This is a genomic window from Actinoplanes sp. NBC_00393, assembly GCF_036053395.1.
Taxonomy (GTDB): domain Bacteria; phylum Actinomycetota; class Actinomycetes; order Mycobacteriales; family Micromonosporaceae; genus Actinoplanes.
Map to the genome: position 1 here is coordinate 7,969,004 of NZ_CP107942.1, position 19,324 is coordinate 7,988,327.

17 protein-coding genes are annotated in these 19,324 nt (G+C 69.4%); 8 read left to right on the top strand and 9 right to left on the bottom strand.

What is annotated here, in order from left to right; genetic code table 11:
- The first annotated feature begins 31 nt into the window (after positions 1-31).
- From OHA21_RS36860 to OHA21_RS36880, 5 genes are read left to right on the top strand one after another with little or no spacing between them, the layout of a single operon-like run.
- Complete coding sequence (locus OHA21_RS36860) at positions 32-3,601, top strand: ATP-binding protein (protein WP_442874949.1); 3,570 nt, start codon at positions 32-34, stop codon at positions 3,599-3,601.
- A 1-nt stretch (position 3,602) separates the two neighbouring features.
- On the top strand, positions 3,603-5,552 hold the full coding sequence (locus OHA21_RS36865; protein ID WP_328463036.1) for a DMT family transporter: 1,950 nt from the start codon (positions 3,603-3,605) through the stop codon (positions 5,550-5,552).
- A gap of 6 nt (positions 5,553-5,558) precedes the next feature.
- The gene (locus OHA21_RS36870; RefSeq protein WP_328463038.1) at positions 5,559-6,101 is read left to right on the top strand and encodes a hypothetical protein; all 543 of its coding nucleotides are present in this window, start codon (positions 5,559-5,561) and stop codon (positions 6,099-6,101) included.
- Positions 6,098-7,213, top strand: coding sequence for a M23 family metallopeptidase (locus tag OHA21_RS36875; protein WP_328463040.1), 1,116 nt, complete (start codon positions 6,098-6,100; stop codon positions 7,211-7,213). The genes OHA21_RS36870 and OHA21_RS36875 overlap by 4 nt, the downstream gene beginning before the upstream one ends.
- On the top strand, positions 7,210-7,812 hold the full coding sequence (locus tag OHA21_RS36880; RefSeq protein WP_328463042.1) for a hypothetical protein: 603 nt from the start codon (positions 7,210-7,212) through the stop codon (positions 7,810-7,812). The genes OHA21_RS36875 and OHA21_RS36880 overlap by 4 nt, the downstream gene beginning before the upstream one ends.
- On the opposite strand, the gene OHA21_RS36885 is transcribed toward OHA21_RS36880, so the two are convergent.
- The 4 genes from OHA21_RS36885 to OHA21_RS36900 are packed head-to-tail and all read right to left on the bottom strand — an operon-like array spanning position 7,813 to position 10,049.
- The gene (locus OHA21_RS36885; protein WP_328463044.1) at positions 7,813-8,355 is read right to left on the bottom strand and encodes a hypothetical protein; all 543 of its coding nucleotides are present in this window, start codon (positions 8,353-8,355) and stop codon (positions 7,813-7,815) included.
- 27 nt (positions 8,356-8,382) lie between these two features.
- Entirely contained in the window at positions 8,383-8,667 is a 285-nt protein-coding gene (locus tag OHA21_RS36890) for a hypothetical protein (RefSeq protein ID WP_328463046.1), read from the bottom strand.
- Between the two features lie 9 nt (positions 8,668-8,676).
- Positions 8,677-9,669 (bottom strand): WXG100-like domain-containing protein, encoded by a 993-nt coding sequence (locus OHA21_RS36895; RefSeq protein ID WP_328463048.1) that lies wholly within the window; start codon positions 9,667-9,669, stop codon positions 8,677-8,679.
- Positions 9,666-10,049, bottom strand: coding sequence for a hypothetical protein (locus OHA21_RS36900; RefSeq protein WP_328463050.1), 384 nt, complete (start codon positions 10,047-10,049; stop codon positions 9,666-9,668). Before OHA21_RS36900 ends, OHA21_RS36895 begins: the two co-directional genes overlap by 4 nt.
- Positions 10,050-10,187: 138 nt before the next feature.
- On the opposite strand from OHA21_RS36900, the gene OHA21_RS36905 reads away from it, so the two are divergent.
- Genes OHA21_RS36905 through OHA21_RS36915 form a run of 3 tightly spaced genes read left to right on the top strand, consistent with a single transcriptional unit; the run spans position 10,188 to position 13,745 of the window.
- Positions 10,188-12,800 carry an FtsK/SpoIIIE domain-containing protein gene (locus OHA21_RS36905; protein WP_328463052.1) on the top strand — a complete coding sequence of 871 codons (2,613 nt, stop codon included), beginning with the start codon at positions 10,188-10,190 and terminating at the stop codon, positions 12,798-12,800.
- Positions 12,797-13,474, top strand: coding sequence for a hypothetical protein (locus OHA21_RS36910; protein WP_328463054.1), 678 nt, complete (start codon positions 12,797-12,799; stop codon positions 13,472-13,474). The genes OHA21_RS36905 and OHA21_RS36910 overlap by 4 nt, the downstream gene beginning before the upstream one ends.
- A gap of 10 nt (positions 13,475-13,484) precedes the next feature.
- Positions 13,485-13,745, top strand: coding sequence for a hypothetical protein (locus OHA21_RS36915; protein ID WP_328463056.1), 261 nt, complete (start codon positions 13,485-13,487; stop codon positions 13,743-13,745).
- 11 nt (positions 13,746-13,756) lie between these two features.
- Here OHA21_RS36915 and folE read toward each other — a convergent pair whose 3' ends face one another.
- The 5 genes from folE to OHA21_RS36940 form a co-directional block, all read right to left on the bottom strand.
- Positions 13,757-14,401, bottom strand: a complete 645-nt coding sequence (folE, locus tag OHA21_RS36920) for a GTP cyclohydrolase I FolE (protein WP_328478779.1) — start codon at positions 14,399-14,401, stop codon at positions 13,757-13,759.
- 3 nt (positions 14,402-14,404) lie between these two features.
- A complete protein-coding gene (ftsH, locus tag OHA21_RS36925) occupies positions 14,405-16,411 on the bottom strand; it encodes an ATP-dependent zinc metalloprotease FtsH (RefSeq protein WP_328463058.1) in 2,007 nt (668 codons plus the stop codon).
- 257 nt (positions 16,412-16,668) lie between these two features.
- A complete protein-coding gene (gene hpt, locus OHA21_RS36930; RefSeq protein WP_328463060.1) occupies positions 16,669-17,244 on the bottom strand; it encodes a hypoxanthine phosphoribosyltransferase in 576 nt (191 codons plus the stop codon).
- A 65-nt stretch (positions 17,245-17,309) separates the two neighbouring features.
- Complete coding sequence (gene tilS / locus OHA21_RS36935) at positions 17,310-18,275, bottom strand: tRNA lysidine(34) synthetase TilS (RefSeq protein WP_328463062.1); 966 nt, start codon at positions 18,273-18,275, stop codon at positions 17,310-17,312.
- Entirely contained in the window at positions 18,275-19,315 is a 1,041-nt protein-coding gene (locus OHA21_RS36940; protein ID WP_328463064.1) for a zinc-dependent metalloprotease, read from the bottom strand. Before OHA21_RS36940 ends, tilS begins: the two co-directional genes overlap by 1 nt.
- Positions 19,316-19,324 lie beyond the last annotated feature (9 nt).

The window sequence follows — 19,324 nt, forward strand, 5'->3', positions numbered from 1 at the left end:
TGGCCGTCGTGCATCTCGGTGGAGTCTCCGCATGACCGGAACTCCTCCGCACGGGCATCCCCGCGCGGATGCCTCGTCCACAGGCAGGCAGAGTAACGGTGTGCGTTCGGACAACTACTCCTCGCCTGACGACTCCGAAGAGCTCGTCACCGCGCCCGGACACGGTGGTGTGGGCGTGTTCCAGGCGCCGCAGCCGGTTCGTCCGCGGGGTTCGGCCGTCGACACCACGATGGACATCGACTCGCCCTTCCTCGACCTGTTCGGCGGGACCGCCACTCCGGTGCGTACCCCTGCTACCCGTCCGAGTGATCTTTATGCGAAACCGGCCGAGGTGGATCCGGATCGTGGGTTCGGCTTCAACGACTCCGCGCCGGCGGTAGCGCCGCCCCCTTCCACCGCGGCCCGGCCTTCCACCGCGGCCCGGCCTTCCACCGCGGCCCGGCCTTCCTCCGCGGGCCCGGTTTCCTCGCCGCCGGCCCCTCCGGCCTCGGCGCCGCCGCCCTTCGCGCCTCCGGCTTCCCCGCCTGCTCCCTCCTCGCCGCCGTCCTCCTCGGCGGCCGCTTATTCCGCACCCTCGCCTTATTCGCCGCCCTCGCCCAACGGGCACCGGGAGGAGGCGCCGGAGGTCGCGGAGAGTTCGCCGGGGTGGAACGGGGCGCCGTTCACCCGGGCGCCGGTCGGGCCGAAGGCCGACTTCTTCCCGGAGCCGGAACCGGTTGCGCCGCCCGCGCCGGAGGTCGATCCGGAGGACGACTGGTCCGAGTTCGACGACTGGCCGATCTCGCCGCCTTCCTCCTCATCGCCGGCATCGTCTTCATCGCCGGCATCGTCGGCTTTGTCGAGGCCGCAGTCCTCGCCACCTGCTTCGCTGCCCGCCGAGCCGGTCCCGTTGTGGCAGCAGGCGGCACCGGCGCCGCTCCCGGTGCCGGTTCCGGAGCGCGCCCCGGCCGAGCGCCGGGAGAAGGCGCCCGCCAAGCGGGAGAAGAGCAAGGCGGTCAAGCGCAAGGAGCCGAAGCCGGCCAAGGCGGTCGCGCTCCGGCCGCAGAAGCTCAAGTTCAGCGATCGCGACCCGGCCATGGAGCTGGCGATCAGCGAGATCGCCGGGCACCTCACCTTCACCCAGAGCACCGTGACAGCCTGGTACCACCTGCCCGAGGTGCGCTGGGCGTTCCGGCCCGACGCCGAGCGGGAGGCGCTGCTCAGCGCCATCTCCGAGCAGTACGCGGGCCTGGCCGGGTTCCGCCTGCACCTGCGCCGGACCACCCGCCCGTTCCCGGCCGACGAGTGGGCCCGCACGGTCGACTCGTTCACCGCCAAGCCCCTCGCGGACGTGCACGGCGCCACCTCGTGGTCCGACCACCTGGTCGCGGCGCAGCGCCACCTGCTCTCGGTGAATCATGCGGAGGGGCAGACGTACCTGGGGGTGACCTTCGCCCGGCGCTCCCTCGGCGACACCTTCTCCGAGCGGATCCTGCGGGTCTTCGGCCGCGGCACCTCCGACGGCGAGCGGCGCAAGCTGGGCCGGACGGTCGAGCAGTTCGACGAGGTGCTGAACGCGTTCGGCATGCGGGGGCGACGCGTCACCCCGCAGGAGCTGGAGTGGCTGCTCTACCGGTCGGTGGCGCTCTGCATGGCCCCGCCCGGGCTGCTCTCGCCCGTCTCGAACGGGCACTGGGAGACCGGTGATCTACTCGCGCTGACCGAGCAGGTGGAGCGCTACCGTACGCCGTACGGGTCGACGGTCAAGCTGGTCAACCGGATGTCTGGCGAAGAACGGCACGTCGCTGTCCTCTCGGTCGGCCGGATGGAACCACTGGAGATCCCCGAGCGGCACGAGCCGTGGATGCACTTCCACGAGCGCCTGCCGTGGCCGATGGAGCTCTCCTCCCGGATCGACATCCTCGGCTCCGGCAGCTCGTTCAAGAACCTCGAACACCGGCTCCGGATGATCCGCTCGCAGCAGCTGGATTACGCCGAGCACGGCATCGACGCCCCGCCCGAGCTGGAACGGCTCGCCAAACGGGCGCTGGTGATCGGCGACGAGATGACCACCGGCCTGCCGGTCGAGTCGGCCCGGGCGCACGGCTGGCACCGGATCGCGGTCGGCGGCGCCACCCGCGAGGAGTGCCTGGAGCGGGCCCGGCGGCTGATCCAGCTCTACTCCCGCGAGCTGCGGATCTCGCTGCAGCACCCGAAGGGGCAGGACCAGCTCGCCCGCGAGTTCATCCCGGGCGAGCCCATTGCCAACACCGGATATGTACGCCGGATGCCCGTGAAGCTGCTCGCCGCGGCTCTGCCCCAGGCCGCTTCCACGGTGGGTGACCGGCGCGGGGACCTGATCGGGCGGACCGCGGGGACGTGCCGCCGGCCGGTCTTCCTCGACCTGCATTTCCCGATGGAGGTCCGGGAGCGCTCCGGTCTCGGAGTGTTCGTGGCCGAGCCCGGTGGTGGTAAATCGACGCTGATGGGTGCGCTCGGTTATCTGAACGCCCGGCGCGGCGTACAGGTGACTTTGCTCGACCCCTCCGGGCCGCTTGCTCGCCTCTGTCAGATGCCGGAGCTGCGGCCGTACAGTCGCGTTCTGAATTTGACCGGCTCCGAGCAGGGAACCCTGGCGCCGTATGCGCTGATCCCGACGCCGGTGCGCTCCGAGTTCCCGACCGGGCCGGCCGGCGACCGGGAGTACGAGATCGCCGTCTCGAACGCCCGCGCCGAACGCCGGATGCTGGTCCAGGACATCTGCTCGATGCTGGTGCCGCCGCAGGTCGCCAAGGAGGCGTCCACGGCGACGCTGCTGCGGCACGCGGTCCGCCAGGTGCCGGCCGAGGAGACGTCGACCCTCGACGACGTCGTGCGTACCCTGCAGGGCCTGGACGACGACGAGGGCAAGGAACTCGCCAACCTGCTGCTCGACACCGCCGAGATGCCGTTGGCGCTGCTCTTCTTCGGTCATCCGCCGCAGCACCTGCTCGGCGCCGACGCCGCGCTCACCGTCATCACCATGGCCGGCCTGCGGCTCCCCGACCTCAAGATCGAGCGGGAGTACTGGTCGGCCGAGGAATCCCTGGCCCTGCCGATGCTGCACACCGCGCACCGGCTGGCGGTCCGCCGCTGCTACGGCGGCTCGATGTCGTCCCGCAAGATGGTCGGCCTGGACGAGGCCCACTTCATGGAAGGCTGGCGGTCCGGCCGATCGTTCCTGGTCCGGCTCGCCCGCGACTCCCGGAAATGGAACCTCGCGGCCCTGGTCGCCTCCCAGAACCCACGCGACATCCTCGGCCTCGACGTGCAGAACCTGGTCTCCACCGTCTTCGTCGGCCGCATCGCCGAAGACCAGGAGATCGCCTCCGAGGCCCTGCGGCTCCTGCGAGTGCCGGTGCACGACGGGTACGAGGCGACGCTCGCCTCCCTCTCCCAGGTCGACACGTCGTCCCAGCACCGGCTCGGCTTCCGGGAATTCGTGATGCGGGACGTGGACGGGCGGGTCCAGAAGGTCCGGGTCGACGTCTCGTACGTCGAGGGCCTGCTGGAACACCTCGACACGACCCCGGGCACACCACCGCCCGCCGCGCTTCCTCTGCCGTCCGACCTGGAGGTGTGAGATGGTGCGGCGCGGGTTGGCGTTCATCACGACCCTGGCCCTGGTCGTGGTGGCGTCGATTGCCTGGGCGGTGGCGGCGCCCTCCGACGCGTTCGCGGCACCGGCGAAGGCGCCGAACGGCGCCTGCAGCGTCGAGGAGTGGCAGCAGGACATCCAGGGCTGCGTGAAACGCCTGGCCGAGGTGGGAAGCACGCGGGCCCAGTGCCTGACGGCCCCCACACCCAGCACCCCGGACTCCGGCCTGGCCGGCTGGTTCGCCGAACGCCCGGCCTCCTCGAACAGCGGCAGCTTCCCCGGCCTCTACAGCGATTACGGGTATTCCGGGTACAGCTACACGACCTACGACCTCGAAGGCGGATGCGCGTCCACGATTGTCGACGCGGATCACAAAATCGAGAACACCATCGCCAACGGCGAGTTCATGATCGCGACCGCCGTCATCGGTGCCTCCAATGCGCTGCGCGAGCGCGCCTGGAATCCGGAAACGCTGTGGGGCTGGGCCGATCCGCTCGTCGACCAGGCGACCAAGGCGGTCTACCAGAAGGTCTTCACCGTCTTCGGTGTGGTGACCCTCGCGGTCATCGGCATCTACCTGCTGTGGCGTTCCCGGCAGGCCGAAATGGGCATGGCAACCACAACGGCCGGCTGGGCAATCCTGATCATGGTCATTGTCACGGCTATTGCTTCGTGGCCGGTGCGCTCCGCGAACATCGCCGACCAGACCCTGATCGGCACCCTGGGAGTCGTCCACGACGCCGTGGGCCCTCGCCCTGCGGAACCCAATCCTCGGTGCGTTCTCGGACCGGACGCCTGCACCGACAAGCGGCCCCCTGCGGTGCGTGCCAGCGACACCGCGACCGAGACCATGCTCTACCGAAACTGGCTCCGTGGTCTTCTCGGATCGGCCGACAGCGAGACCGCTCAGAAGTACGGTGAGGCGCTCTACAACGCTCGCTCCCTGAAGTGGGAGGAAGTCGAAAAGATCCGCACCAATCCTGCGACGCGCGACGCCACCTTGGATCGGAAGAGGGCCCAATGGGTGCGGGTCGCCGAGCAGATCAAGCAGGAGGACCCCGAGGCATACGAGTATCTCCAGGGCATCAACGGCATGGAGCGAGTCGGGGCGGGCTTCATCGCGATGCTCGCGGCATTCATGTTCGCGATGTTCGACATCACCGCCTCGCTTCTGGTTCTTCTAGGGTTCTTGATCTTCCGGTGGGCAGTGATCGCGGCACCTATTCTTGGAACAATCGGCCTGCTCCGTCCGGCCAGTTCCGGAATCCGTCGTCTTGGCAATGCGGTGGTCGCAGCGGTCTTCAACATCGCCATATTCGGCACCGGCGCCGCCATCTACCTCTTCGCCGTCGACTTGATCATGAACACGGCGAGTCTCGCCGGCTGGTTGCAAGTCGTTCTGGTGTGGCTCTGCGGCGTGGTTGGATGGCTGCTTCTTCGCCCATACCGCCGGATCACCCAGCTCGGCGGAAAGGACAACGCAGCCGCGATCGCGTCAGCGGGCTCGTGGCACCGCCGTTTCTTCCGAGACGTGCGGGAGGCGGCCAAGCTGGAGGTGGCCGAGGGCGGTGGCACCCGGGAGCCGATGTTCGGCAAGGACGGGCGACCGATATATGTAGAGCAGCGAAACCTACGCCCGGAGGCGCGACTCGAGGACCCGGCCCACTCGGGTGCGTCGCGTAGCGCTCCCCCGGGGGAGGGTGCCTCAACCGCCGTCGCGACTCGTCCGGACGGCACCGAAACCACGCGGACCGACGCACCGGTCGCCAGTAGCGAGCAACGGAGTCTGACCAGTTCGGCCAAAACCCGGAGCACGTCGGACTGGGCCGAGCCTGATGTAGCCGAGCGACCTGCTTCCTACGCCATCTACCGCCCGGAGACGGGGTCGACTACGCAGGAACCGGCCAGCCCGCGGGTGCGTTCCGAGGCCAGGTGAGTTGGTTTGGCGGGTTTCATCGAACGCAGCCTCACCGGGATTTTCCGTTCCCGGTGGGGGGTTGCCCTCGTGCTTGCCGGCATAGTGCTGGCAGTTGTGGGCATCGGGCGGCTCTTCTCCGACGGGCCGCCCACTACCGCCCTGGGCGGCGGAAGTCCCGCACCCGCGATCAGTGTGGACCCGTCCGAGGATGACAGCGTCGTTTCCACCGAGCCGCCGCCCACTCCGAAAACGCGTCCTGGTAAAGCACAACCTGAGGCAGTGGCCTACGCATTCGCCTCGGCGTGGGTCGACCACACGGACATAACCGGGAAGAAGTGGCGTGACCGCCTTCTGCCCAATGCCACCAAGAGCCTCGCAGATCAACTCCGCGGCGTGGATCCCTCCGGAGTGCCGGCGGAACGGGTGATCGGCCGACCTAACCTCGTAGCGGTCAACGACTCCATGGTCAACGCGATCGTCACCATGGACTCCGGCAAACTCACCCTCCGGCTGGTGGCGCCGGACGGGCTCTGGCTCGTCGACGGCATCGACTGGGAAGCAGCGTGAGATTCCCACGACCGCGCAAGGTCGTCCTACTGATCGCCCTGGTTGTGACACTTGCACTGCTCTGCTGTGGCGGCAGCCTGACAGTCCTGTTGCTCGGTGGAATCAGCGACGACAACCAAAGCGACTTGAATGCCTCGCTGGGCTGCGGCAAGGGCGGGCCAGTCGATCCCGATTCGAAGCTACCGCGACTCCGCCCCTACGGTGACGCACAGATCCGCAACGCCGCGGTAATCATCAACGTCGGAGCGGACCTGCAGATGCCGCCCCGCGCCTGGGTGATCGCCGTGGCGACGGCAATGCAGGAGTCTCGTCTGGTCAATCTCGGTCACCTGGGCGCTCGCAACGACCACGACTCGCAGGGGCTGTTCCAGCAGCGGCCGAGTTCCGGTTGGGGTACGCCGGAACAGGTCCGGGACCCGGTCTACGCCAGCACCAAGTTCTACGAGAAGCTGAAGACCGTCGAGGGCTGGCAGACGATGCCGCTGACCCGTGCCGCTCAGGCGGTGCAGATCAGCGCCTATCCGGATGCGTATGCCAAACACGAACCGCTGGCGACGCAGATCGTCAACCAGTTGGCCGACGGCGCGGCGGCTGCGGTCGGTGATTCGGTTTCCATGGTTTGTGCGGCATCCGGGCAGATCGCCGCCTCCGGTTGGACCATTCCGCTACGGGCAGGCGTAGGTTCCGGCTTCCGCACCGCCGCGCGCCCTAATCATCAGGGCGTCGACCTGAGTATCGGCAAGTACACCCCGATCGGTGCGGTGGCCAGCGGCGTCGTATCGCTCGTGAAGTGTGATGAGGACTTCAAGGGCCGGAAGAGCTGCAATGTGGACGGCTATCCGGGCAAGGGCGGATGTGGCTGGATGGTCGAGATCCAGCATGCCGGCAACGTGATGACACGATACTGTCACCTGGTGCAACGGCCCTTCGTTCGAGAGAACCAGCAGGTGGCTGCCGGTGACATCATTGGACGGGTCGGCTCCAGCGGTAACTCGTCCGGCCCGCACCTGCATTTCGAGGTCCACATGAACAATGACCGTTCGAGCGCTGGCGCGGTGGACCCGGTGCAATTCATGCGCGATCAGGGTGCGCCTTTGGGTGGTGAAGGATGACGAGCGGCCCGTCATCGAGTTCCTCGTCCCACCCGAACTGGACGTCAGACGCACCGCGTCCGGTTGTGCCGACGCCTGCGACCATGGGCGGCAATCTTCGCGGTCGCCGGGTGATCATCGGTCTACCTGGACACGGGTGGCGAGCCGATCTTCGTGCGGACGAGAAGGTCGTTCAAGGAAGTCGCACCTACGTGCCAGTGATCCCCGAGTCGGAGTGGTACCGCGCCGAGGCAGAACAGGTCGAGGTATTCGCTCCACTCGTCCCCGTCGAACGTGTCTGGGTCGAGGAATTCGGAATGGCGGGGCTCACCCTGCACGATGCAGAGACATCGCGGCTGGTGTCACTGGATGAGCCGCCTCGGCGATCCCCTCTTCCGGCTCTCGATGCCAGTCATCTGACCGGCCGACGAGTGGTGGAGATTCCTCAAGACGGCGGCTCGGAAAAACGCGACCTGAGAGCGGTCACCGAGATTCACACGAGCGAAGACGGCCACGTCTGTGCCCGCGTATGCACAGAGCTGGATTGGTATCGATGGCAGTGGACCGGCCGTTCGCCTCGCACCGCTGAAGTGCCGGTCAATCGCCTCTGGGTCGAATAATCAGATCTGGGTCGCGCCGCACACCCGCCACCCATCCTGATCAACAACGGCAAACTGCCAGGAGCTGCTGTCACGGCCTGCCTGGCTGGCGACCGTTCGGGTGAGATCGACGCTCACAGTCCCGGTTGATCCGGCGGTTTGCACCTCAAGGCTGGACCAAGATGTCGAAATCCCCACAGAGAACTCCTGCTCTCGACTGACCGTGTCGTCACGGTACTGAGAAAGCTGGGCGAAATCGCCGCCGGCCTCGCATTGATAGAGCTTCGCTTCATTGTCGTCCCTGGCGACAAGGTAGGCGCCGAGAAAGCTGTCCACCACCGCGTCGGGCTCTGTGCGATTGATTTCGGTGGCTTCGTCGTAGAGGGCTATGAAGAGGCCCACGCCGCCCAGGCATAGCAGGGCCATGATGCCTGCGCCCAAGGCCAGCGCCAGCCGTGCGCGCCGGGACTGCAACCGGCCGGATCGGCGGGGTGGCTTCGGCGTCACCATGGGGGTGGCCGGCGTCGACGGCTCGGCCGAGGTGTCGGGCTCACGCGGCTGCATACCCACGACAGTAATCGTCCACTGCGGTCACCCCTCTCCCGCGACCCGGAACTCTGATGACGAACCCCAGAAGGCGTTCACCTCTTCCAGGACCGGACGCACCAGGGCCACGGCCTCCGCCGATAGCGGAGTGCCGTCGTCCCAGCGCAGGGTGGCCGGCAGGTAGAACACGTCGCCGCCTACGCCACGCTCGACGCCCAGGGTGAGGACCCGGCCGTCCAGTTCGAACTGCACGGCGGTGCGGCCGTGGCTGCGCAGGATGGCCCCGGAGTCGTGCTGGGCTTCCTGGCTTCGCAGCTCATGCACGGGCACGTCAGGCTCCTATACCGGATCGATGACGTTGATGCTGGTCACGTTCGGGTTGTTCTGCAAGGCCGGGAGTTCCCGGTTGAGCCAGATGCTGCGGTTGCTGGGGGCGTGCGTCCAGGCCGTGACCTCGCCGACCGCGTTCTCGGCGTACCGTTCCGACAATCGGCCCCAGATCTTGTCGGCGTGTTCCTTGGTGACCGGCGACCCGGCCTCGTACAGCGCTCGGGCGTCGAACCGATTGCCGCCGGGGGTCTGTTCCAGGGTGAGCGAGAGGACGCCGTCGGTGTTGGCCTCGGCGTAGGCCCGCATACGCGTACCGTCGTAGGCAGCTCCGGAGTAGAACGTGGCGCCGTCGAGCGGGCTGCGTACATCGGCTCTTTCGACCTCGCGCATCAGCCGGTGGAAGTCGGAGTTCTGGCCGAAGTGCCTGGCCAGCCGGCCGGCGCTCTGCGCCGCGGCGTGGCTGCCGGCGGTGCGCAGCAGGTCGGCGGCGCGGGCGAAGGTCTGCGCCACCTCGCCTTCGATCACCTGCAGCGACCGGTGGATGATCTCGCGGCAGGCGAGGCGGCTCGCGGCGACGAAGACCGGGATCTCGGCGAGGGTGGCGCCGGCGGTGACGAAGGAGGTGGCCACCGCCTGCCCGACCTGGAACGCCAGGATGGTGAGCTGGGCGAGGAACGCCGTCTTGAGGGCGACGGTCACGCCGGCCATGGCGATCAGGCCGGCACCGATCAGCTCTACCGCGGTGGCGGCATCGGCCAGGTGGCGGCCGGGACCCTCGGGGCCGTTCCACCACTGTTCGAAGGCTTCGACGGAGGCGCCTTCGTTCTCCATCCAGACGCGGCGGGCCGCGGCGTCGGCCTCCGCCGCGTGGATCCGCAACCGCCCGCCGTGCTCGATCCAGGCCCGGCCGTCGGCGTAGAGGCGGTCCTCGTCGGCTTGCGGCCAGGTGAGGCCGACCCAGCCGAGCGGCTCGGTCAGTTCGGCGGGCAGTTCGATGGTCATGGCCCGGAAACCAGCCCGGAAGCGGAGAGACCGGAAGCCAGCCCGGAAGCGGAGAGACCGGAAGCCAGGCCGGCAGCGGAGAGGGCCGACGCCGATTCGGCGTCGGTGTCGGCGAGAGCACGAGCCTGAACGGCCAGGTTGAGCGCCGCATCACCCATCTGCTGGACGTACGAGCCGAGCGCACCCAACGCATGCCCCAGCACCGACTGATAGGCCACCGCGAACGCGGAGCCACTCTCGTCGTCCCCCCACGGAGTCGCCGCCCCGTGCACGGTGGACTCCAGGACGGCCACGTCGTCGGCCATGCGCTGCGCGATGCCGGCGAGCACCCCTCCGGCCGCGGCGATGGAATCCGGATCCAGCTGAAGCCGTACTCCCATTTCGGCCTCCCCTCGACCGCGAATACCACTGATGCACGCTCCGGGTTCAAAGCAACACGGTGCGGCGCGAAAGTGGCATCGGGGACGCAACGCGGCGCATGCGCGGGTCTGGGATAAGTTTTATTCCGCGGACAGGAGGTGGTGGCAGTGGCGGATTCGACTCTGCGGGTCCGGCAGGCCGCTGCTTTGCACCGGCAGGCGGCGGCGACGGTGGACGCGGCCGCTGCCGCGCTGGAGGCGTACGCCCCGGCCGTTGTCGACCCCCGGGAGCAGCACCGGCTTGCCGAGCGGTTGCGGACAGCGGCCGACCGGCTGGCGCCCGGCTGGCTGGGCGCCACGTTGGACGCGCTGTCGCCGACCGCACCGCTCGGTGATGGTGGGGGCACGCCGCAATTCGTCCGGCTGGGGGTCGCTCAGCCGTTGGACGACGTCCGGTTTCCAGCGGTCGTGCCATTGCTCGGCGCGGGTCACCTGACCGTTGACGCGACCGCCACCGATCCGCGCGTGTTCGGTTTGCTGCGCTCGCTGCTGCTGCGCCTGCTGGCTGCCTCCCCGGCCGGGTCCCTGCTGGTCCGCACCGTTGACGGCATCGGCGGCGGCGCGGTGTTCGCCCCGTTCGAGGAGCTGGCCGACGCCGGGCTGATGGCGCCACCGGCGACCGATCGGCAGGGCCTTCGCGACGTGCTCTCCGAGGCGGAGAAGTGGCTGCGCCCGGTGCGCGGCGGCGCCACCCGGCGCAACCGGCGGGACCGGATGATGCTGGTCGTGATCGCCAGCCTGCCGGAGCTGACCGAGGGCGAGGAGTTGCGCCGGATCGCGGCGCTGGCGCAGCAGGGACCGGATTCCGGGCTGCATCTGATCGTGGCCGGCTGGCCGCCTCCGCCGCTGACCGCGGAGACCACGCAGGCGCCGCTGCCGCGGACCACCGCGATCTCGGTGCGCAACCCGTTCGCGATCATCGGGGATCCGCCGGGCGGCACGTTCGGCTCGACGCCCGAGGCGCTGTGGCTGAACGCCCCGGTCTTCCTGGACGAGGATCCGCCGCCACACCTGATCGACGCGGTCTGCCACGAGCTCGCCGCGGACACCGCGGAGGCCTCCCGAGTCACACTCGCCGACCTGCTGCCCGAGGCCGCCGACGAGATGTGGGGCGGTGACGCGGCGGCCGGGGTGGAGACCGTGGTGGGCCATCACGGAGATGTGCCGCTGGTGCTGCGGTTCAACGACCTGACCCCGCACTGGATGGTGGGTGGCCGCTCCGGCGCCGGTAAGACCGCCTTCCTGATCAACGTGCTCTACGGCCTGGGCACCCGGTACGGGCCGGACCAGCTCGCCCTCTACCTGCTCGACTTCAAGGAGGGCGTGTCCTTCGCGGAGTTCGTGCCGACCCGGCGGGACCGCACCTGGCTGCCGCACGCCCGCGCGGTCGGCGTCGAGTCCGACCGGGAGTACGGGCTGGCCGTCCTGCGCGAGCTAGACGCCGAGATGGGCCGCCGCTCGATGGCGTACAAGCGGGCCGGGGTGTCGCGCTTCGCGGATCTGCGGGCGGTCGTCGCCGAGGAGGGCCGGGGGACACCGCTGCCGCGGATCCTCTGCGTGATCGACGAGTTCCAGGTGCTGCTGGCCGGAAACGACCCGACCGCTGCCGACGCGGTGGCACTGCTCGAGTCATTGGCGCGCAAGGGCCGGTCGTACGGGATTCATCTGGTCCTGGCCAGCCAGACCGTGCTCGGCGTGGAAGCGCTCTACGCCAAGCGGGACTCGATCTTCGGTCAGTTCCCGGTCCGGATCGCACTGCCGGGCGGTGGGGACGTGCTGGAGCCCACCAACGACGCCGCCGCGGGCCTGCCGATGGGCAGCGCGGTGGTGAACACCGCCGGCGGGCTGGGTGGCCCGCGCGGCGCCACCCGCGGTCACGAACGGGTGGTGCGCTTTCCCGACCCGCACGCTGACCAGCCGCTCCTCAGCGACCTGCGGCATCGGCTGTGGGGCGCCCGCGACCCGGAGGCGGTGCCGCCCCGGGTCTTCGCCGGGTACGCCCATCAGCACCTCGCCGACGACCCCACCTACCGCGCCGCGCTGGCCGGCCGGCTGGGTCGCCCCGCGGCCCTGGTCGGCCGGGTGATCGACGTCAGCCTGTCGACGGCCACCTTCCCCCTGGACTCCTCCCCGGGACGGCACCTGGCCATCCTGGGCTCCCTGCCGACCGGCGCCGAGGTCCTGGACGCCGCGGCCCGCAGTGTCGCCGCCGCGCACGCTCCGCGTACCGCTCGGTTCGTGATCGCGTCGCTGGTCGCTGAGGGTGACGCCGTGGCCGCCGAGTTGGCCGCCGAGTTGGCCGCCGAGCTCGCCCACCGGCAGGAGGTGGTGGTGGTCGACGCCGCCGGCCTCGCCGCCGAGCTGGATGCGGAACGCCCCGGCTACCGGGTGATCTTCGGGATGGACGCCGCTCCGCCGGGCAGCCTGACCGGCCTGCGGCAGCTGCTGCGGGACGGTCCGAGCCGCGGCGCCCACCTGCTGTCCTGGTGGCGCGGGGTGCGCCGGTTCGGCGAGGAGACCGGGGGCAGCATGGGCCGCGAGGACGTGGCCGGCCTGCTCTTCCTGAACGTGCCGCAGCAGGACGTCTCGCTGATGCTCGGCCGGGCGGTCGACTGGCATCCCCGGGAGAACCGGGCGCTGTTGCACGATCGCCAGGCCGACCGCACGGTGACGGTGGTTCCGTTCGTCCATCCAGAAAGTGACGTGCCGTGACGGATCAGGCGGAGCAGCACGGCGTGGTCCCGGCCCAGGCGGGGCCGCCGCCGGACGACCCGTGGGCGGATTACCTGGCCGCGGCCCGGGATCTGGATGCGGTGCGCCGGGCCGCGAGCTCGGCGCAGGGCGAGCATGCCGCGACGGTCGCGGCCGCACGGCAGGAACTTTCGGCGGTACGCGCGCGGCTCGCACCGCAACGAGCGAGGTTGGTGCGCGACTTCGGCGTACCGGAAATCGATCTGACGCCGCAGCCGACCGACCAGGCCGAGGCGATGGAAAGGGTGGCCGGTGGGCCGGCCGCGGTGCTGGCTGCGCTGCGTGCGGCCCGGACCACCGCGGACGCCGCGGACAACGCCTTCGTCGGCCCGGCGCCGCTGGGCCCGGAACGGCCGTGGCTGCGCAATGTGCTGATCTACGGACCGTTCGCGGCCGTGGTGCTGCTGATCCAAATCGTGCTGTTCCTGATCACCGATTCACCGCCGGACTACGCCCTGCTGTGCGGGCTCAGCATGCCGCTGCTGGCGTTCGGGCTGGGCTGGGCCACGATCGGCTTCGTGTACGGCGACGAGGGCCGCAAAGCCGACCGCACCCCGCTCGCCGGCGTGATCGTCTGCCTGGTCCCGGTACTGCTGACCTGTATGGGTCAGGGCCTCAAGTTCTTCTTCAGCTGAAAGGGCTGCGATGGCGAGCGTCGAGGAAGTCAAGGTCAACGTGGCCGCGTCGGTGGCCGGCGCCGAGCGGGCGGTGGTCGGCATCCAGGCCGTCGCCGATCAGCTGGACCAGTCTCTGGCGCTGCTGCGGCTGACCGCGGTGGGCTCGTTCCACCCGGCCACGGCCGCCGCCATCGCGAGCCTGGAGCAGGCCCGCGGACGGCTGGACGAGGCGACTCAGCTGACCCGGGCCGCGATGGACTCGGCCAACCAGTTCCGCAGCCTTATCTAGAGGGTCCGGTCCTACCTGGCGTTTATCAAGGCCATCACTTCGGCGCGGACCTTGCCGTCGGTCTGGAAACCGCCGCGCACCGCCGAAGTGACCGTGCGCGCGCCGGCCTTGCGGATGCCACGCATCTCCATGCAGAGGTGCTCGCACTCCAGCACCACGATCGCACCGCGCGCCCCGAGCTGCGCCATCAGCAGGTCAGCGATCTGCGAGGTGAGGCGTTCCTGCACCTGCGGCCGGCGGGCATAGACCTCCACGAGCCGGGCCAGCTTGGACAGCCCGGTGATCCGCCCGTCGGTGCCGGGGATGTAGCCGATGTGCGCGACACCCTTGAACGGCAGCAGGTGGTGCTCACACATGCTCTGCACCGAGATGTCGCGGACCAGCACGAGTTCTTCGTGGTCCGCCTCGAAGCTGGTGGTGAGCACGGTCGCCGGGTCCACCCGCAGGCCGGCGAAGAGCTCGGCATAGGCGCGGGCCACCCGGGCCGGGGTGCGCTGAAGCCCGTCACGATCCGGGTCCTCACCGACTGCGATGAGAATCTCCCGGACCGCCTTCTCGATCCGCCCGAGGTCGACGGCCTGCTCCACCGGCGTACCGGTGAGCTTGCCGTCGACCAGACGGGCGGCGAGGTAATCGAGTTCGTCCTGCGTGCTGATCTGTTACTGCCCTTCCGAACCGTTCGGGTTCGGTCCGACCGCGATCTGTCCGTCCGCCTCGGCCTGCGCCTTCAGCTTCTCCCGCTCGGCGGGGGTGAGCACCGGCGGAGCCTCCGACGGGAGCCGCTTGCCGAAGCCGTTGAACGGCGACATCGGCGGACGCTTCGCCACCCGGGCGCAGATCCGGTTCATGTCTTCCTGAGTGATGGTTTCCTTCTCCATCAACTCAAGCACCATGTTGTCGAGCACGTCGCGGTATTCGACCAGGATCTCCCAGGCCTCGTCGTGGGCGAGCTCGATGAGCGCCCGCACCTCGGCGTCGATGTCCGCGGCGACCGCGTCCGAGTACGACTTCTCGTGCCCCATGCTGCGGCCCATGAACGGCTCGTCGCCGGTGCTGCCGTACTTCACGGCGCCCAGCTTGGAGCTCATGCCGTACTGCGTGACCATGGCCTTGGCCAGGCCGGTCGCCTTCTCGATGTCGTTGCCGGCGCCGGTGGTCGGCTCGTGGAAGACGAGCTCCTCCGCGGCCCGGCCACCCAGCGCGTACGCCAGCGTGTCGATCATCTCGGCCCGGGTCTGGGTGTACTTGTCCTCGGTCGGCAGAACCAGCGTGTGACCCAGCGAGCGGCCACGCGGCAGGATCGTCACCTTGTGCACCGGGGCGGAGTGCGGCAACGCGTACGCCACCAGGGCGTGCCCACCCTCGTGGTACGCGGTGATCTTCTTTTCCTTGTCGCTCATCGCCCGGGTGCGGCGCTCGGGGCCCGCGATGACCCGGTCGATCGCCTCTTCGAGGAACTCGTTGGAGATCGCCCGCTTCTCGTTACGGGCGGTCAGCAGCGCGGCCTCGTTGATCACGTTGGCCAGGTCGGCGCCGGAGAAACCGGGCGTGCGGCGGGCCACCGAGTCGAGGTCGACGTCCGGCGTGAACGGCTTGCCCTTGGCGTGCACCCGCAGGATGGCCTTGCGACCCTCCATGTCCGGGTTGTCCACCGGGATCTGCCGGTCGAAACGGCCCGGGCGCAGTAGCGCCGGGTCGAGGATGTCGGGCCGGTTGGTGGCCGCGATCAGGATGACGCCGCCCTTGGTGTCGAAGCCGTCCATCTCGACGAGCAGCTGGTTGAGCGTCTGCTCGCGCTCGTCGTGACCGCCGCCCATGCCGGCGCCGCGGTGGCGGCCGACGGCGTCGATCTCGTCGACGAAGACGATCGCCGGAGCGTTCGACTTGGCCTGCTCGAAGAGGTCACGGACCCGGCTGGCGCCGACACCGACGAACATCTCGACGAAGTCGGAACCGGAGATCGAGTAGAACGGCACCCCGGCCTCGCCGGCCACAGCACGGGCGAGGAGCGTCTTACCTGTACCCGGCGAGCCGAAGAGCAGCACGCCCTTCGGGATCTTCGCGCCGAGTGCCTGGTACTTCGCCGGGTTCTGCAGGAAGTCCTTGATCTCGTGCAGCTCCTGGACCGCCTCGTCGGCGCCCGCCACGTCGGCGAACGTCGTCTTCGGCGTGTCCTTGGTGATCATCTTCGCTTTGGACTTGCCGAAGTTGAGCACCCGCGAGCCGCCACCCTGCATCTGCGACATGAACAGCAGCAGCAGGATCACGAGGATCGCGATCGGCAGCAGGTTGATCAGCAGACTGAGCAGGATGTTGTCGCCGGAGACCGTGGCGTTGACCGTCCCGGTGATACGGCCGGCCGACTTGGCTTCGTTGATCTGGTTCCAGATCTCGTCGCCGACCTCGTACGGATACTGGGTCTCGATCTTGTCGGTCGACTTGCCGTTGAACCGCTCCTGCTGCGCGAGATCGATCTGGAGCGTCTGCTCCTTGTCCTTCTGGACGACCTTCTCGATGCCGGGCTGGTTCAGACGCTCAAGGGCGACCGAAGTATCTACCCGCTGGTAACTGGGACCACTGGTGAAGAATGAGCTCAGCGCCACTACGCCGATGATCACCAGAATGATCCAGACCACCGGGCGGCGGAAGAAACGCGTACGTTCCATACTGTTGTCGGGCGCCAAGCGCCCGGACCCTCCTGATCGGCGTCCTGGTCACCTCAACGTCGCCGCCCCGGGTGGTCGGACACCGTCGGCGGCCCCTCCGGCGCTACGCCATTGGTCACTCGACCGTACACCGTAGGTACCGATTGCGAACCCGTGAGGCGGCAGGGCGAACACCCCGTACCCGGCGTCAAGTCGGGGCGGTTCAGGTGCAAAACCGCCCATAACGACCAATACTGAGAACACGCTGAGAAAGCGGTTCAGCTACGGGCGTAGACCTCGGGCTTCAGAACCCCCACGTACGGCAACTCCCGGTAACGCTCCGAGAAGTCCAGGCCGTAGCCGACCACGAACTCGTTCGGGATGTCGAAGCCCACGTACCGCACCGGGACCTGCACCTTCACCGCGTCCGGCTTGCGGAACAGCGCCACCACCTCGACGCTCGCCGGGGAACGCGACTCCAGGTACTTCATCAGCCAGGAGAGGGTGAGACCGGAGTCCACGATGTCCTCGACGACCAGCACGTGCCGGCCGCTGATGTCGCGGTCCAGGTCCTTCAGGATGCGGACCACGCCCGAGGAGGTCGTGCCCTGCCCGTACGAGGACACGGCCATGAACTCCATCTCGGTGGACGGACCGTGCCGCCCGAGCGCACGGGCGAAATCGGCCATGAACATGACCGCGCCCTTCAGCACACAGACCAGCAGAATCCCGTCGACTGCCTCGGTGTGGTCGGCGGAGACCTGCTTCGCGAGCTCGTCGATCTTGTCCCGGATCTGTTGCTCCGAGATGATCACGTGGTCGATGTCGGCGTCGTACCAAGAGCCATCAGCCATGGACCTAAGCCTGCCCCATCGAGGTTACCGTTGGTCGAACGGGGCCGGTTTCCGATCCGGATGCCTCACTTGATATGGGTCGGAACCACCCGAACGAGGTCGCCCGAGCGGCGTGCCACCTCGATCCCACCGGGCAGATGCACCGCGCCCTGCCCGTGCCAGCCGGTCACCAGAGCCTCCAGCGCGACCACGTGCCGGTGTGCCAGCGCGCCGCCCGGCGCACCCAGCTCGCGGGCCCAGCGGTGCAGCACCCGGCTGCGGATCGCCGGTAGTTGACCGGCGAGAACGGACACCGCCAGCCCGGTCCCGGACCGGGCCTGCTCCAAAGCCGTGGCCGACAGCGAGTCCAGTGCGGCGGTGTCGGCGGCCGCCAGCGACGCGGTCCGGGCCAGGTTGCCGACCACCGCCGGGCCGAGCGCGCCGACCAGGGCCGGCAGCGCGGAGGCCCGGACGCGGGACCTCGCGTACGCCGGGTCGGTGTTGTGCGGGTCCTCCCAGGGCGCCAGCCCGAGCGCCGCGCACGCCTTGCGCGTGTCGGAGCGGGCGACCTCGAGCAGCGGGCGGCGGAACACCCCGCGCTGAGCCGGCATCCCGGCCAGCCCGCGCGGACCGGCGCCCCGGGCCAGCGCCAGCAGCACCGTCTCGGCCTGGTCGTCCCGGGTATGTCCGAGCAGCACCGCGGTGGCGCCGAGCTCAGCGGCCGCGTTGTCCAGCGCCGCGTAACGGGCCGTGCGGGCCGCCGCCTCCGGGCCGCCGGGCAGGCCGGCCACCGAGACCGTCTCGATCCGCACCGGGTCGAAGCCGGCGTCACGCGCCCAGGCGGCGACCGACCGGGCGCGCCGGTCCGAACCCTCCTGCAGCCCGTGGTCGACCGTGATCAGGCCGACCTGCGAGCCGATGAACCGCGCCGCCGCTGCCAGCGCCAGCGAATCCGCCCCGCCGGAGCAGGCGACCAGCACCAGACCGTCGCCGGGCAGCGCGCGGCGCACCGCCGTGCGGATCGCCGCCACCGGGGGCGGGATCCGGGCCATCAGCCGTGAACCCGGGCGACCCACGCGTCCGGGTCGCCCAGCTCCTCCAACCGGGGCAGCGTCAGCGGCGACGTGAAGATCTTGTTGAAGCCGGTCATCCCGACCCGCTCCACGACGCCGTGCACGAATTTGCGGCCCTCCGCGTACTGCCGCATCTTGACCTCGACGCCGAGCAGGCGGCGAATCGCCTTCTCCAGCGGGTTGCCGCTCTCGCGGCGGCGGTTGAACTTGGCCCGGATCGACTCCACCGAGGGGATCACCTCGGGACCGACGCCGTCCATCACGAACTCGGCGTGCCCCTCGAGCAGCGTCATCAGGGCGGTCAGCCGGTCGAGCACCGCTTTCTGACCGGGGGTCTGCACGATGTCCAGCACGGACAGGCGGCTCTCCGGGTCGCGGACCGCGTCGGAGAGGGTGGCCACACCGCGGCGCAGCCGCTCCAAAACGTGCTCGCCGCCCTGCGAGGCGTCGACGAACGCCTGCACCTCGCCCAGGAAGTAGCCACGCATCCACGGCACCGCGGTGAACTGGGTCCGGTGGGTCACCTCGTGCAGGCACACCCAGAGCCGGAAGTCCCGGGAGTCTGCGTTGATCTTGCGCTCGACCTCGACGATGTTCGGCGCGTTCAGCAGCAGCTGGCCGGGGTCGCCGGAGAACACCTCATACTGCCCGAGGACGCGACCGGAGAGATAGGCCAGGATGCTGCCGGCCTGCACGCCGGTCACCCGGGACCCGATCGCCTCGGCCAGCGGGCCCGGCGGCTTGTCCCCGGAGAGCCGGGTGACCAGCGGGCCGATCACCTGCTGCAGACCGGCGATGTTCACCTTCGCCCAGTCGCGGCGGTCGACCACCCGTACCGGCGGCACCTCCACCTGCGAGGTCAGCCCCGTGTACGCCGCCACGTGCCCGGCCGCCTCGTCAGTGAGGCTCCGCAGCTCGGACACCACCTGAGTGGCCTCCTCGAAGGAGACCGCGGGGCCGGATTTGGAGAGGGCGCCCGCGGTGGCGGCGGCCAAATCCCAGTCAACGAACTGCGCCATGCAGCCCAC

What these genes read in the sequence shown, in the direction of transcription:
- OHA21_RS36895 (WP_328463048.1), bottom strand. Translation starts at nt 9,669, where the DNA reads ATGACCATCGAACTGCCCGCCGAACTGACCGAGCCGCTCGGCTGGGTC.
- OHA21_RS36885 (WP_328463044.1), bottom strand. Translation starts at nt 8,355, where the DNA reads ATGCAGCCGCGTGAGCCCGACACCTCGGCCGAGCCGTCGACGCCGGCC.
- OHA21_RS36880 (WP_328463042.1), top strand. Translation starts at nt 7,210, where the DNA reads ATGACGAGCGGCCCGTCATCGAGTTCCTCGTCCCACCCGAACTGGACG.
- OHA21_RS36915 (WP_328463056.1), top strand. Translation starts at nt 13,485, where the DNA reads ATGGCGAGCGTCGAGGAAGTCAAGGTCAACGTGGCCGCGTCGGTGGCC.
- OHA21_RS36865 (WP_328463036.1), top strand. Translation starts at nt 3,603, where the DNA reads ATGGTGCGGCGCGGGTTGGCGTTCATCACGACCCTGGCCCTGGTCGTG.
- tilS (WP_328463062.1), bottom strand. Translation starts at nt 18,275, where the DNA reads ATGGCCCGGATCCCGCCCCCGGTGGCGGCGATCCGCACGGCGGTGCGC.
- OHA21_RS36900 (WP_328463050.1), bottom strand. Translation starts at nt 10,049, where the DNA reads ATGGGAGTACGGCTTCAGCTGGATCCGGATTCCATCGCCGCGGCCGGA.
- OHA21_RS36860 (WP_442874949.1), top strand. Translation starts at nt 32, where the DNA reads ATGACCGGAACTCCTCCGCACGGGCATCCCCGCGCGGATGCCTCGTCC.
- ftsH (WP_328463058.1), bottom strand. Translation starts at nt 16,411, where the DNA reads ATGGAACGTACGCGTTTCTTCCGCCGCCCGGTGGTCTGGATCATTCTG.
- OHA21_RS36940 (WP_328463064.1), bottom strand. Translation starts at nt 19,315, where the DNA reads ATGGCGCAGTTCGTTGACTGGGATTTGGCCGCCGCCACCGCGGGCGCC.
- hpt (WP_328463060.1), bottom strand. Translation starts at nt 17,244, where the DNA reads ATGGCTGATGGCTCTTGGTACGACGCCGACATCGACCACGTGATCATC.